The following is a 13,775-nucleotide window of genomic DNA, read 5'->3' as shown; positions in this document are numbered from 1 at the left end:
GTCGAAAAATCTAATGCTCTGGCTGAATCGGCATAAAAGGTAGCCAGTTTAGTAACTGGCTGATATGCTATTTACGACAAAGTCGCTCGGTAATTAGACCGACATAATCCCTTGGTAATCACACTACTACAAATTAGAGATGTCTACGTTAGGCGCATATGTTTTTAGTTGCAACCATTTGAACTAATTAGATTGTTGATAAACGTTTTTTCGTTAAAACTTTCTTTGAGCCCATATTTACCTTTTATGTATTTCCATTTATTTAGGTAATCGCAATGAAAGTGCTTATTTCGGGGCATCCACTTATGTGGTGGCTGAGCGCCTTTAGATTGGTTTGCGTTGTCTTCTACAGCTAAGAGATTTTCAAAGTCGTTGGCAAATGCTCTTCTTTGATCTCGAGTCCAGTATTTACCCCCCATTTCATGGGCATGGGCTAAAGGTACAATATGGTCTATGTCGATATCTGAGGCTTTATAAAATGTTTGAGCAGTGTATGGGTCTATCCATTCACCCCAAGAAACGTTGCAGGGCTTATTTCGTTTAAATTTAACTGGTGACTTTGAATCTCTAATGAGTATTTCAGCTCTTGCATCCTGGCAGTCATTATCGGCATCAACCCAATGTGGCCAATCTTTTCTATTATAAGTAAGCGAGCCAATTGCGAAGCCTTTTGGCACTGGTTTAATTATATTTGGCGAACTGGATGTTGGCTTGCTTTTACTGCTATGGCAGTGATACTCGTTTCGCTTTTTATCGTTATGGCAACCCTCTGAATTCGTTCGACCACTGTGAGCTGAGGCACTACTGGAGGCCATCAAAGTTAGTATTAATATTAGCGCTTTCATTAAAATTCCTTATACCTGACGTTATTTAACCAATAACGTCACTGTCTAAAGCTATGGTTGATAAATATACAATAACCGATTTAATTGCATTTTATAATGGGGATGTCTGACCAACGTGTTGTGTAGTGAGGTGATAAGAAAGCACGCTTCATATTCCACGTTTGTGTAAGCTTTTCACTGCCGATTGATAAAGTGCCCACGCCATATCGTTTATTTATAGCATCTAAGCACTCCATCATCCTTGGTTTATCTTCACTGACAGAGAACATGTCAGCTTGTTGGAATATCTCACTCTCTAATTCTATTGCACCAATACCGCAGCGATAAAAGCGCGTATTTACTTTAAAAATATCATTTATGACGTCAGAGACGGCTTTAGCCATAACACTGGTATCCGATGTCGGTATGGGAAACTCATATAGAAGTGATTTTTTATAATAAAATTCTTCGTGAGGTGAGCTGGCAGCAAATATAACGATACGTTTTGCTAAAGAGTGCTGATCCCTCAGTTTGCGGCCAACAATGGCAGCATGCGTAACGAGAGCTGATTTTAGTGTTGTTATATCACAGACTCTTTCACCAAAGCTTCTTGTAGAGTATATCTCTTTTTTATTCTGCTTTACTTCATCCCAACTTAAACACGCGATACCGTTTAATTCGCTGACTGTTCGCTCAACGACAACACTGAACATTCTTCTCATGGCCTTAGGATTTTGGCAAGCGAGCTCCCAAGCTGTGTTAATCCCCATGAATTTAAGTTTCTTTCCTAAACGGGAGCCTATGCCCCATACATCAGTGACATCCATTCGCGTCAGTATTGCTTGGCGAGAATGCTCATCGTTAATAACTGCAACACCGTTATAGCCGGACAGCTTTTTAGCTGCATGGTTGGCGGCTTTAGCTAGCGTAGGTGTCGTACCAAACCCAACACCAACGGGTAGACCGGTTTCACGCCAAACAGCACGGCGTATTGTTTGTCCATAGTCGGCCCAATCATCAATGATTTTAGTGAAGCCAGTAAAACGAAGGAAAGACTCATCGATACTATAAACATAGTGGTCATCACAAAAGCGGTTTATAACCGTCATCATTCGATCGCTCAAATCAGCATACAGCTCATAGTTTGATGAGCGAACAACCACATTATGTTGTTCTAGGTAGTTTTTAACTTTGAAGTAAGGCTGAAATTTTGGAATGTTCAGCTTTCTGGCAATAGGGCATATGGCGCAAATACACCCATCGTTATTTGTTAGAACCACAACTGGTTTAAAGCGAATAGAGGGGTCAAAGACCTTTTCTGCACTCGCATAAAAAGCAACAGCATCTACGAGGGCAAACATCGACTCAGCTCGGCTTTATTCTTATGAAGACGAATGCTCGAAGTAACAACACCTTCTAATTTAAAGTCATCATTTTCAGAGATATAAACAGACTGATAGTTTTTAGAAGCAGAAATGAGTAAACGGTTTTTTTTATCTATTATTTTACACACAAAAGTCCCGTTATAACTCGCAACAATCACATCGCCAGTACTCACATTTTCAGCTCTATCTACAACGAGTAAGTCACCATCGAAAATCCCTACATCTTGCATTGATTCACCCGATGCTAAACCGATAAATGTCGCATTAGGGTGCTTTATTATGAGTTCATCGAGTGAAATTCCAAGCTCTGTATATTCTGCTGCAGGAGACTCAAATCCTGTAATACCGGCCTCTATAAAAATTGGAATAACAAACATACGCACCTCTACACTGTTTATTTGTACAGTATAATTCAGCTTGCAACGCTTACCAAGAAATTTAAATGTTAAATGAGAGCTTAACTAAGCTAATATCGTTCTTACTTCAGCAAAACAATGAGTTATCGAGATATCATCTTTAATGAGGTGTCACCGTTTCGTGAAAACTATTCTGTGGAATAATCTTAATTAAAGACTGGCCTAAAAGCCTATTTAGTTATTAATATAAAGGCGGTTTTTTGAGCAAACTATAAGAAAGCGGAAGAGGGGTAAACTCGTTTTTGCCCCAAAACGTGTTGAGGCGAATGCCTCAAAAGAGCGATCAACGGACATTCGACCTACCTCAGTCGAACGACTGCTTAGCCCAAAAATGCGGACATAGCTATTTATTCTTTATCTAATATCAATTAGCGAACCATGTACAATTATGAAACCTTAGGCAAACGTAAACTACAAGACTTGTAGATATAAGTATCACTCTTCAAGCAACTGCAATACCCCACATTCTTTAACTTTTCTATCATCTGTGCATGCCGAGGCTATCTCAGATAGGGTAGCCTTTAGCTCCTCAAGCTCTGCAATGCGATGCGTGACGTCAACCATATGTTGATGGATCAAATTGTTCACACTAGAACAACTTTTATCGGGATTATTTTTTGTATCCAACAGCTGTTTAATTTCTATTATGGTCAAATCTAATGAGCGACATTGTTTAATGAATCGCAGTGCTCTCAACGATGATGCGTCGTAAATTCTGTAGTTGCCTTCACTGCGATTGCAAGCCTCAAACAAATCCTGTTTTTCATAAAAACGGATCGTCTGAATAGAACACCCACTTTTTTTTGATAGCTCACCTATTTTCATAAACGTGCCTTTGTGTTGTTGACTCTATACTAGGTATAGACTTTACACTGTACCTATAGTTTTGGGAATAAGAGTTGAACAATGAGTGGTTGCGGCTGTGAAGTGGAAATCAAAGATGCCTCACAAAAACGGGTTCTGTATTGGCTGCTCGGCATCAATGCGACGATGTTTTTCGTTGAGATGACCGTGGGTATTTTGGCTGACTCTACTGCTTTAATAGCAGACTCTGTGGACATGCTAGCGGATGCCGTTGTATACGGCATAGGTATTTATGCTGTGGGCAAATCTATACTTCACAAAGCCAAAGCTGCGAAAATCAGTGGTTACTTTCAGCTATTGCTGGGCGTAATTATTCTTATTGATATTACCAGAAGGTTATTCTTGGGCAGTGAGCCTATCTCATCACTAATGATAGGAATGGGGTTCATTGCACTAATTGCAAACGTCGTTTGCTTGGTGATCATTCGTAATCATAAAAACGACGAAGTACATATGCGAGCCAGCTGGATTTTTTCGGCCAACGATGTCATCGCCAACATGGGTGTCATTATCGCCGGAGTTTTAGTGGTATGGCTTGATAGCAGAGTACCGGATTTGGTTATCGGCTGTATTGTGTCGATTGTCGTGCTGCGCGGAGCGTGGATGATCCTCAAAGATGCCAAGCAGGAAGTACTTAATAGCGAAGTACAGAAAGGTAAAGCGGGTGATCCACTATGACATACAACAAAGCGGTTAAGCCACATATCGATTCCAAATTAACAGATTACTCAGATGCAATGTCTAACAATAATGAGAGGCAGGCATTTGCAGCGCTGGAGGATGCGCATGTAATTGGTCAGCACTCTACTTATTATCATTGTTTAATTCATTGTAAAATGCTGCGACACGGTCTTCTAAACAAAGATTGGAGAGCCGTTTTTGGACAAGTAATAAGAATAGTTGGTGCTGCAACCAAAACAGCTATCGGCCTTGTACCTAAAGGGAATACAGGTGGCACTGACATCAGCCCCTTTAAGCGACTGCCAATCAGTGCTGAAAATCAAGCGATATTGGACAAAATCAACCATGCATAATCATAACCACAGTCACAGTGATAACAGCGCATCAAAACGTATTGGCTGGGCATTTTTCTTGAATGTCGTGTTCACTATCATTGAATTTATCGGCGGGTGGCTGACAAACAGCACGGCTATTATGGCCGACGCAGTGCATGATTTGGGCGATAGTTTATCCATTGGCACCGCTTGGGGCTTAAATAAACTCAGTGATAAACAAGCAACCAATACATTTTCCTATGGCTATAAACGCTTTTCACTTCTTGGTGCATTGATTAACGGGTTAGTGTTAACGACTGGCTCAATATGGATCTTATTCGAAGCTATCCCAAGGCTTTCTGCACCCGAAATGCCGCAAGTCGAAGGCATGATACTCCTGTCAATTTTTGGCATCGCCGTTAATGGATTTGCTGCGTATAAACTTAGCGAAGGGAATTCCTTAAACGAACGTATTTTAAACTGGCATTTGCTTGAAGATGTTTTGGGTTGGGTGGCAGTGCTGATCGTATCGATCGTGCTGATGTTTAAGCCATGGCCAATTTTAGATCCTATCTTATCCATTGGCTTCACGTTATTCATTTTATTCAATGTAGTTAGAAATCTAAAAGAAACCTTATTGTTATTCCTGCAAGCCACGCCCGATGCTAAGCAGATGGAGGAAGTGCGTAAAGTACTCATGTCATTTGATGATGTGGCGGATATACATCATTTTCATATCTGGTCTTTGGACGGTGAACATAGCGTCATGACGGCACATGTGGAGTTGAAACAAGATGTTTCGGTTTCTCAATTGAGAACACTTAAAGACGAACTTCGCCAAGGTCTTGATGAGTTTGATTTTGTGCACACTACCATTGAAATTGAATTTGCCAATGAAGATTGTCGTGATGAGTAATGTAATGATTGAAATACTTTGTTTAGGTTGGTCGATTGGTCTTAGTTCGATTACCTGTTAATATGAAAAAGATGAGAGTAGATAGATATGTTTAGTGTAAGGGTGACAAGTTACCTGCTGATTTCGCTGATTTTGTTTCAGTCGTTTTCTGCTGTCGCCAATACATTGGATTCTCATACTGTCGACTCACAACATCTAAATGAAATACACGAACATCAATTGGGCGATAACATCGCTACTGAACATGCGCAGGTTCAACTAAAATCTAGCGAACAACCTGATGCTGATAACGTCCCCGTAGATAAATCTCACAATCCTGCTGATTGCCACCACTGTGGCCATTGTCACGGAACCCATGCCCAATGGATTGTAAGCACCAATGGTATCGAACTCGATTCTGTTGCCACCCATCACAATTTCTATTACTTATCAAAAGTAATAGATGCACCGATCACGCAATTACTACGCCCACCTAAAGCATAACCCTGAACTAATCAAACACCGTTCGCCAACAGTTTGGCGATATATATTTTTTTGATAATTTAGGAATAAAACAATGATGCATTTTTCATTGAGTCGCCCTATGCGTGTGCACGCTTGGGTGATTTTCACGATGCTTGTTCTTTTGACAACACACACCGTGGTAGTAGCACAAACAAACAGTATCACCAATCGCGAAATGACCTTGCAAAGCGCCATACAGCGAACATTAGCGAATTCACCCGAGTTGCATGAGTTCACATATAGGCAACAAGCGATTGAGGGAGAAATTAAAACTGCTTCTCTCAAACCAGCCCTCAACGTAGGCATTGAAATGGAAAACTTCTTAGGAACAGGCGAGGTCTCTGGCATTAAGGACACCGAGTTGACTCTCACATTGTCGTCGGTCATTGAATTGGGCAATAAACTCAACTCACGTAAGGCGTTTGCTAAGGCGCAATCCACCTTAGTCGAAGCGCAAAAACAAGTGCACACCTTGGATGTACTGGCTGAAGTGACACGTCGCTACATCGATGTATTGGCGCAACAAGCGTTAATTGACGCGCAACAAGAGGCAGAAACACTTGCTCGATATACCTATCAGGCTGTCACAAGACGCGTGGATGCAGGTGCTTCCCCTGCATTTGAACAGAAACGCGCTGAAGCAGCGCTAGCAAGAGCTAGACTGGATGTGGTGACGGCACAGCAAACTAAGCAAGGCATGATAAATAGTCTGGCTATTATGTGGGGGGAAAAAGATCCCACTTTTACTGATGTGGAGGGTGACTTATTTGCGCTGCAATCGTCTCCTTCGTTAACCGCGCTTTTCACCACTCTATTGGACAGTCCCAATCTTGAGGTCTATACGCAAGGTTCGAGATTGCAGGCTTCCCAAGTCCGCCTTACTCAAGCAGCTAATCAATCGGATTTAAGCTGGACGGCCGGTATCAGGCGCATGAATGGCATAGATGAAACAGCCTTTGTAGCAGGCGTGAGTATGCCTCTGTTTGCCGGTGACCGAAATCTTGGCGAGTACCAAAAGCAGCGAGCAATTCAGGCACAGCTGGAACAACAAAAAGAGTCAGCGACGCAAAACCTATACCATCAGCTAAATATGGCCTTGATGGTCAGAAACAATGCGTTGCTCAATGTACATACACTGCAAAACTCTATTATCCCACCCTTAGTTCAAGCGCTGGAATTAGTAGAACAAGCCTATATCAACGGTCGATTCAGCTACCTTGAATGGGTGAGTACACGTCAAGAACTACTCAATGCCAAACAAGCCTTAATTCAATCAGCGAAGCAAGCTCATCAGCGCGGTGCAGATATCGAATCACTGACTGCACAGCCACTTGTGGATACGATCAACACCTCTTTTTCGAGAAAAACAAAATGAACAAAAATATATTAAATAAGAAGCAAAACGCTCTGTTAGTTTTCATTGTTTGCAGTGCGTTGGGATTTTTTTCAAGCACCACAATACAAGCATCAGAAGGCGAACATGGTAAAGAGGAAGCCCATAAGGATGAACGCGTATTCATGTCAGATAGCATGGCGCAAAAAATGGGCGTAATGACGCAAAGTGTGCAAACGGGTAGTCTCAATATTACCACCACTGTCTACGGAAATATCGTGACCGACCCTGCTTCACTGAGTCATGTGCGTGCACGATTCGACGGTATGGTGACCAAGGTCAATGCAAATTTAGGTAAAAAAGTTAAAAAAGGCGAGACACTGGCGGTAGTTGAATCCAACGAAAGCCTGAAAAGTTATCCCGTTGCCGCGCCGTTTTCAGGCACCGTGATTGCCAGACATGCCAATGAAGGCGAGTTATCTAATGGCCAAGTGTTATTTTCAATCGCAAACTATGATGACGTGTGGGCACAGCTTAAAGTCTTCCCACAACAGCTCTCTGATATTGCAGAGCAGCAAAGTGTTCAACTTAGTGTGGCAGGCTCATCGTTAGAAACCACTATCCAGCATATCTTACCCTCGCCAGATGAAAAACCGTATGTATTGGCGTATGCCAAAATAGCTAATACCTCAGGTCAGTGGCCGGTTGGCGCGGCTATCAAAGGGCTTGTCACAATCAACAAACTTGATGTCGCCATGATGGTGCCTAAAGCGTCGATTCAAGAGTTTGAAGGGGCTTCTGTCGTGTTTGTCAAAGAAGGTGATGAATACCGTCCCGTGCCCGTTACCTTAGGTCAACAAGATAACTACAATATTGAAGTGTTATCAGGTCTGCACATTGCAGATGTGATTGTCAGCCAGAACAGCTACCTGTTTAAAGCCGATTTAGAAAAGTCGGAGGCCGGTCATGACCACTAATAACTCAATGCTATTTACTTGGTCATGCGTCTCAGTTATTGGGGGACGAACACATGATTGAATCCATATTACGTTTATCCATAGAGCGACGAGGGATAATGCTGATGTTGATCTTCCTTGTGCTGGGCATGGGGATATTCAGTTATCAAAAATTACCTATCGATGCGGTACCCGATATCACTAACGTGCAAGTGCAAATCAATACACAAGCACCGGGCTATTCGCCTTTGGAAACCGAGCAGCGGATCACATTCGTAGTAGAAACAGCACTGGCGGGATTACCTGACCTGTCCTACACCCGCTCTTTATCACGCTACGGCCTGTCTCAGGTAACAGCGGTATTTGATGAAGGCACTGATCTGTATTTTGCGCGTAATCTCATCAATACGCGATTAGGCGCAATCAAAAGTCAGCTACCAGAAGGGTTAGCGCCTGAAATGGGACCTATCGCTACTGGGTTGGGCGAAATCTACATGTATACCTTGCGAGCCAAGCAAAATGCGATGCAAAAAAATGGTGAGCCTTACAATGCAATGGCGCTTCGCGAGATACACGACTGGATTGTAAAACCGCAGCTCGCACTGGTTAAGGGGATCACTGAAGTCAACGCCATTGGAGGCTATGTTAAGCAATACCATGTGAATCCTGAACCACAGCTTATGCTGAATTTTGACATTAGTCTAAGCGATATCCATCGTGCTCTGGAGCGAAACAACACCAATCAGGGGGCGGGGTTTGTTGAGCGAAATGGGCAACAAATACTGGTGCGCTCACAAGGTCAACTTCAAACACTTAGCGATATCGAAAATGTGGTAATAAAACGCATTAATACTGTCCCCGTTGCGGTGAAAGACATTGGCAGTGTGGCTATTGGTAAGGAGCTGAGAACTGGTGCGGCAACGCAGGAGGGTGAAGAGACCGTTTTAGGTACAGCAATGATGCTAGTCGGCGAAAACTCACGAGCCGTTGCTCAATCCGTAGCCAAAAAGGTGAAGGACATTCAATCCAGCTTGCCTGATGGTATTGTCATTGAGCCAGTCTACGACCGTACCCTACTGGTCGATAAAGCTATCGAAACGGTTCAGAAGAATTTAGTGGAAGGTGCGTTATTAGTCATAGTGATCTTGTTCATATTGCTTGGCAATATTCGCGCCGCGCTCATCACTGCGGCAGTTATACCGCTAGCGATGTTGGCGACCATCACTGGGATGGTCAATACCGGTGTGTCTGCCAACCTAATGAGCCTTGGGGCATTGGATTTTGGATTAATTGTCGATGGTGCGGTGATCATCGTAGAGAACTGTATCAGGCGGTTATCCGAGTCTCAGAAACGCACAGGTGGAGTCTTGCCACTAAAAGGGCGGCTAGAACTGGTTTTTCAAGCGACCAACGAAGTCATTCGTCCTAGCTTATTCGGTGTATTGATTATTACTGTCGTGTATATCCCGCTGTTCTCATTGACAGGCGTTGAGGGCAAGATGTTCCAACCAATGGCGGCAACGGTCATCATGGCGCTGATAGCAGCGATGCTGTTCTCCATTACCATTGTACCGGCGGCAGTCGCGATGTTTATGGCAGGTAAAGTCAGTGAGAAAGAAAGCTTCATTATTGTTGCAGCTAAATCCGCCTATCGTCCTATCATTAATCTTGCACTGAAATTACGCTGGATAGTGCTTTTCGGCTCAGTCGTGCTGGTAGTGGGCAGCTTATGGTTGGCAACGCGATTAGGCTCTGAGTTTGTTCCCCAGCTTGACGAAGGAGACATCGCACTGCACGCCATGCGAATACCGGGCACAGGTATTGAACAAGCCGTCGCAATGCAAAAAACACTTGAATCTACCTTGATGGAATACGAACAGGTACTCACAGTGTTTGCGAAAACCGGTACCGCAGAAGTAGCTACCGATGCGATGCCGCCCAACGTAACCGATACCTTTGTGATGCTAAAACCACGAGCGCAATGGCCTGATCCTGACCTATCAAAAGCTGAATTCGTGGAAACCCTTGAGCGAGACTTACAAGCGGTGACAGGTAATAACTATGAGTTTACCCAACCTATCCAAATGCGCTTTAACGAGTTGATTAGTGGGGTAAGGGCTGATCTTGGTATAAAAGTCTTCGGAGATGATTTAACCACGCTTGTTGCCTCTGCAAACGACATCTTAACAGTTTTGCAATCAATTGACGGCGTGGCGGATGCACGACTTGAACAGGTCGATGATATCCCTATCTTCACTATTAACCCCAAGCCAGTCGAGTTGGCACGTTATGGATTGGACGTCGCCGATTTACAGGAGTGGTTGGCGTCAGCTATCGGGGGTAATACCGCAGGCTTAATTTTTGAGGGAGATAGACGATTCGAGTTGCTTGTGCGATTTGATGAAGGTATCCGCACAAACTTAGATGCCATTGACAGCACTCCTATTATTACGTCCGATGGGGAATTTGTGCCGTTATCAGAAGTCGCTACGCTGGGTTATTCGTCTGTTCCCAATCAAATCAGTCGAGAAAACGGTAAGCGCAGAGTCGTGGTTACCGCCAATGTCAGAGAGCGCGACTTGGGGAGTTTTGTTGACGAAGCCAAAATCAAAATAACCGAACAGGTAGCTCTACCAGCAGGCTACTGGCTGGATTATGGCGGCACGTTTGAACAGCTTGAAAGTGCCAGTCAGCGACTGTCTATCGTGGTGCCGGCCACGCTTTTCCTGATACTTGTGTTACTAGTGGTGGTGTTTGGCTCATTTCGTGATGCCTTGATCATCTTCACTGGTGTGCCTTTAGCCTTAACAGGAGGTGTTTTCGCACTCTGGATGCGTGACATGCCACTGTCTATATCTGCCGGAGTCGGGTTTATTGCGCTCTCTGGTATTGCGGTACTAAACGGCTTAGTGATGTTGTCATTTATTAAACAGCGAGTACTAGAAACAGGTGACTTGATTAACTCAATCGTTGATGGAGCTATCACAAGATTGCGTCCGGTTCTGATGACGGCACTGGTAGCAAGTTTAGGTTTCATCCCCATGGCACTGAATGTCGGGACTGGCGCTGAAGTGCAAAGACCGCTTGCAACGGTAGTGATTGGCGGGATCATCTCGTCCACCATCCTAACATTGGTCGTTTTGCCTATTTTATATCGGATGATGCACTCGAAATTAACTAAGGAGTGAATGTTGGGCACCGTATTGCAGAAAATACGGTGCTCTTCGTCTGGAAATTTAAAACAACTGAAAATGATTACTGAACTGTATATTCACCAATAAGAAGCTGATTGTCCGGAATACTACAATTACCACCAATTCAATCAAGGTCGAATGATGATCTGCAAATGACACAAATTTAACAGTCAGGTCTAACGTTCGACTGTCCGCTTATAGGCTCAAAGCAGACCGTCAGAGAATTTCTGCTCAACAACTGCAATTGGCACTTAGCTGAACTTCGCCAAAGAGCTACAAGCAAACATTGAGTTATTGGTTTTAATAATTAGCTTTTAACTAAATTTAAATAAACTTTAAAGCTGGTAGTTTGATTATTTGAACTGACCTCTATATCTCCACCGTTTGCTTGCGCTAGAGCTTTAACTATTGCAAGCCCTAAACCTGCTCCGTCACTGTGTCGTTGCCGCGACTTATCAGGTCGATAAAAGCGGTCAAATAAATAAGGTAAATGCTCAGAAGGTATTCTCTCCCCTGTATTAATCACTGAAATGCATATTTTTTCAGCGGTGGTCATTTCACTGTTTACAGTGATTGATGAGCCTTTTGGAGCGTACCTAATTGCATTGGATAGTAAGTTTGATAATAATTGACGAAAGTGTAATTTGTCACAATAAAAACAAAGGTTTTGACCTTTTTTATTAAATGCAATCAATGAGTCTTCAGCCAAAGCGTCAAAATACTCAAATAACACTTCAATTTCATCATGGCTTTTTAGAGTGTTTTGAACTGGTTTAATTAGCCCGTTTTGAGTTTTGGCGAGCCAAAGCATATCACTAACCATTTTCGTTAATCGCTCGAGTTCTTCTAAGTTAGAAAATAATAATTCTTGATACTCTTCCAACTGCCTTTTTTTAGATAATCCAACCTGTGTTTGAGTAATTATATTCGTTAGTGGAGTTCGTAGTTCATGAGCAATATCACTAGAAAAATTTGATAAGCGAATAAATTCACCCTGGAGCCTGTCGAGCATTGAGTTAAACGACTGCACCATATTAACAAGCTCAATAGGCACTTTATTTTCATCGAGCCTTACATCCATTTTATTAGTTTGGATATCGTGTATTTTCTGACTTAAACCTCGTAAAGGGTTTAATCCTTGATGTACAGCAAACCAAGCCACCAATGAAATGAGTACCGCTGAGCCAAACATAATGGCCCAAAGGCTTTGTTGAAATTGATTGAGAAAGTGTAAATGAAAGCTCATGTCTATCGCTGTAGTAATTTTGTATTGCTGTTGCTCAGTACTTAAATTACTCACCAGAGCTCGGTAGGTGTGGGTATCATTTTGCCATGAGGTAATGTTGTTACGGTTAAAGCCAGTTGAAGCCTTAGCACTCATTACAAAATCACTAAAATCTCGTTCAGAGCTTTGAAAAATGAGATCTCCTTTTGCGGTATTTACCTGATAGTAAACACCGTGATGACCCGCTACAGCGTTAGATAATTCATTTTTAAATTTCAGGTTTGATTTATAGTGTTGTCTTAAAACTAATTCAATAGATTGATTAATAACATGCAGTTCACTACTATCTTGCTGGAAAAAATGATGTTTTATCGAACTATTTATTAAGGTGGCAACTAAAGTTAAGCACGCAATAACGGTTACAGCCACAAACAACACAACACGCATCGTAAGTGATAAAGGCCGTGACTTAATAGCCATCAGTTTCAACCTCTAATTTATAGCCCATACCGCGAACTGTATGAATTAATTTAATAGTAAAGTCATCATCAACTTTTGCTCTTAGCCTACGAATGGCAACATCAATCACATTGGTGTCGCTATCAAAATTCATATCCCATACTTGAGAAGCAATTAACGAACGTGGCAGTACTTCACCTTCGCGCCGTAACAATAGTTCAAGTAAGCTAAACTCTTTATTACTCAATAAAATACGCTTGCCTGCACGTTGTATTTTTCGCTTTGGAATATCCATTTCTAAATCAGCAACGATCAGTATATCGTCAACTGTTTGTACTGCACCACGGCGAATAAGAGTGCGTACTCTTGCTAAAACTTCAGCAAAAGCAAAAGGCTTTATTAAATAGTCATCAGCACCAAGTTCGAGCCCCTTTACTCTATCGTCTATGCTATCGCGAGCAGATAAAAATAGTACTGGGGTTTTGTTATCTGCTTCACGTAGCGACTGTAAAATTTTCCAACCGGATACGTCAGGTAACATGACATCAAGTATTATTACATCAAATAATTCGGTCATTGCTAGGTGATGACCGTCAAGACCATTGCGCGCCAAAGAAACCTGAAAACCAGCTTCACTTAGTCCCTGTTTTAAATAATCTCCCGTTTTTGCTTCATCTTCAACAACTAATAAGCGCATACAATTC

The 13,775-nt window shown here is 42.5% G+C and carries 13 protein-coding genes; 7 read left to right on the top strand and 6 right to left on the bottom strand.

Features of this window, described 5'->3' with window-relative positions:
• Positions 1-164: 164 nt before the first annotated feature.
• The 4 genes from H5088_RS10360 to cadR all read right to left on the bottom strand — a co-directional run bounded on the left by H5088_RS10360 (position 165) and on the right by cadR (position 3,450).
• Positions 165-845 (bottom strand): HNH endonuclease, encoded by a 681-nt coding sequence (locus tag H5088_RS10360; protein ID WP_182752809.1) that lies wholly within the window; start codon positions 843-845, stop codon positions 165-167.
• Between the two features lie 80 nt (positions 846-925).
• Complete coding sequence (locus H5088_RS10355) at positions 926-2,185, bottom strand: Y-family DNA polymerase (RefSeq protein WP_182671368.1); 1,260 nt, start codon at positions 2,183-2,185, stop codon at positions 926-928.
• Positions 2,170-2,586: a LexA family transcriptional regulator gene (locus H5088_RS10350; protein ID WP_182671369.1), complete on the bottom strand. Its 417-nt coding sequence runs from the start codon at positions 2,584-2,586 to the stop codon at positions 2,170-2,172. The genes H5088_RS10355 and H5088_RS10350 overlap by 16 nt, the downstream gene beginning before the upstream one ends.
• A gap of 474 nt (positions 2,587-3,060) precedes the next feature.
• Positions 3,061-3,450: a Cd(II)/Pb(II)-responsive transcriptional regulator gene (gene cadR, locus H5088_RS10345; protein WP_182671357.1), complete on the bottom strand. Its 390-nt coding sequence runs from the start codon at positions 3,448-3,450 to the stop codon at positions 3,061-3,063.
• Positions 3,451-3,531: 81 nt separating this feature from the next.
• Here cadR and H5088_RS10340 point away from each other — a divergent pair, with 81 nt between their 5' ends.
• From H5088_RS10340 to H5088_RS10310, 7 genes are all read left to right on the top strand, one after another.
• Complete coding sequence (locus H5088_RS10340; protein WP_182752808.1) at positions 3,532-4,167, top strand: cation transporter; 636 nt, start codon at positions 3,532-3,534, stop codon at positions 4,165-4,167.
• On the top strand, positions 4,164-4,523 hold the full coding sequence (locus H5088_RS10335) for a DUF3703 domain-containing protein (protein WP_058549645.1): 360 nt from the start codon (positions 4,164-4,166) through the stop codon (positions 4,521-4,523). Before H5088_RS10340 ends, H5088_RS10335 begins: the two co-directional genes overlap by 4 nt.
• Positions 4,516-5,400 (top strand): cation diffusion facilitator family transporter, encoded by an 885-nt coding sequence (locus H5088_RS10330; protein WP_058549644.1) that lies wholly within the window; start codon positions 4,516-4,518, stop codon positions 5,398-5,400. The genes H5088_RS10335 and H5088_RS10330 overlap by 8 nt, the downstream gene beginning before the upstream one ends.
• An 87-nt stretch (positions 5,401-5,487) precedes the next feature.
• Positions 5,488-5,883: a hypothetical protein gene (locus H5088_RS10325; protein ID WP_182671361.1), complete on the top strand. Its 396-nt coding sequence runs from the start codon at positions 5,488-5,490 to the stop codon at positions 5,881-5,883.
• A gap of 73 nt (positions 5,884-5,956) precedes the next feature.
• Positions 5,957-7,279 carry a TolC family protein gene (locus H5088_RS10320; protein ID WP_182671362.1) on the top strand — a complete coding sequence of 441 codons (1,323 nt, stop codon included), beginning with the start codon at positions 5,957-5,959 and terminating at the stop codon, positions 7,277-7,279.
• A complete protein-coding gene (locus H5088_RS10315) occupies positions 7,276-8,214 on the top strand; it encodes an efflux RND transporter periplasmic adaptor subunit (RefSeq protein WP_182752807.1) in 939 nt (312 codons plus the stop codon). Before H5088_RS10320 ends, H5088_RS10315 begins: the two co-directional genes overlap by 4 nt.
• A gap of 53 nt (positions 8,215-8,267) precedes the next feature.
• On the top strand, positions 8,268-11,381 hold the full coding sequence (locus tag H5088_RS10310) for an efflux RND transporter permease subunit (RefSeq protein WP_182671364.1): 3,114 nt from the start codon (positions 8,268-8,270) through the stop codon (positions 11,379-11,381).
• Between the two features lie 313 nt (positions 11,382-11,694).
• On the opposite strand, the gene H5088_RS10305 is transcribed toward H5088_RS10310, so the two are convergent.
• The gene (locus H5088_RS10305; protein ID WP_010388405.1) at positions 11,695-13,092 is read right to left on the bottom strand and encodes a heavy metal sensor histidine kinase; all 1,398 of its coding nucleotides are present in this window, start codon (positions 13,090-13,092) and stop codon (positions 11,695-11,697) included.
• Positions 13,082-13,768, bottom strand: a complete 687-nt coding sequence (locus H5088_RS10300; protein WP_010388408.1) for a heavy metal response regulator transcription factor — start codon at positions 13,766-13,768, stop codon at positions 13,082-13,084. The genes H5088_RS10305 and H5088_RS10300 overlap by 11 nt, the downstream gene beginning before the upstream one ends.
• Between the last annotated feature and the right edge of the window lie 7 nt (positions 13,769-13,775).

The sequence above is a fragment of the Pseudoalteromonas sp. SR43-3 genome (assembly GCF_014163875.1).
Classification (GTDB): Bacteria; Pseudomonadota; Gammaproteobacteria; order Enterobacterales; family Alteromonadaceae; genus Pseudoalteromonas; species Pseudoalteromonas distincta.
This window is presented reverse-complemented; position numbering and strand designations above follow the sequence as displayed.

Bases quoted from the DNA above. Each gene is read 5' to 3' on its own strand.
- H5088_RS10360 (WP_182752809.1), bottom strand. From the start codon at position 845: ATGAAAGCGCTAATATTAATACTAACTTTGATGGCCTCCAGTAGTGCC.
- H5088_RS10355 (WP_182671368.1), bottom strand. From the start codon at position 2,185: ATGTTTGCCCTCGTAGATGCTGTTGCTTTTTATGCGAGTGCAGAAAAG.
- H5088_RS10350 (WP_182671369.1), bottom strand. From the start codon at position 2,586: ATGTTTGTTATTCCAATTTTTATAGAGGCCGGTATTACAGGATTTGAG.
- cadR (WP_182671357.1), bottom strand. From the start codon at position 3,450: ATGAAAATAGGTGAGCTATCAAAAAAAAGTGGGTGTTCTATTCAGACG.
- H5088_RS10340 (WP_182752808.1), top strand. From the start codon at position 3,532: ATGAGTGGTTGCGGCTGTGAAGTGGAAATCAAAGATGCCTCACAAAAA.
- H5088_RS10335 (WP_058549645.1), top strand. From the start codon at position 4,164: ATGACATACAACAAAGCGGTTAAGCCACATATCGATTCCAAATTAACA.
- H5088_RS10330 (WP_058549644.1), top strand. From the start codon at position 4,516: ATGCATAATCATAACCACAGTCACAGTGATAACAGCGCATCAAAACGT.
- H5088_RS10325 (WP_182671361.1), top strand. From the start codon at position 5,488: ATGTTTAGTGTAAGGGTGACAAGTTACCTGCTGATTTCGCTGATTTTG.
- H5088_RS10320 (WP_182671362.1), top strand. From the start codon at position 5,957: ATGATGCATTTTTCATTGAGTCGCCCTATGCGTGTGCACGCTTGGGTG.
- H5088_RS10315 (WP_182752807.1), top strand. From the start codon at position 7,276: ATGAACAAAAATATATTAAATAAGAAGCAAAACGCTCTGTTAGTTTTC.
- H5088_RS10310 (WP_182671364.1), top strand. From the start codon at position 8,268: ATGATTGAATCCATATTACGTTTATCCATAGAGCGACGAGGGATAATG.
- H5088_RS10305 (WP_010388405.1), bottom strand. From the start codon at position 13,092: ATGGCTATTAAGTCACGGCCTTTATCACTTACGATGCGTGTTGTGTTG.
- H5088_RS10300 (WP_010388408.1), bottom strand. From the start codon at position 13,768: ATGCGCTTATTAGTTGTTGAAGATGAAGCAAAAACGGGAGATTATTTA.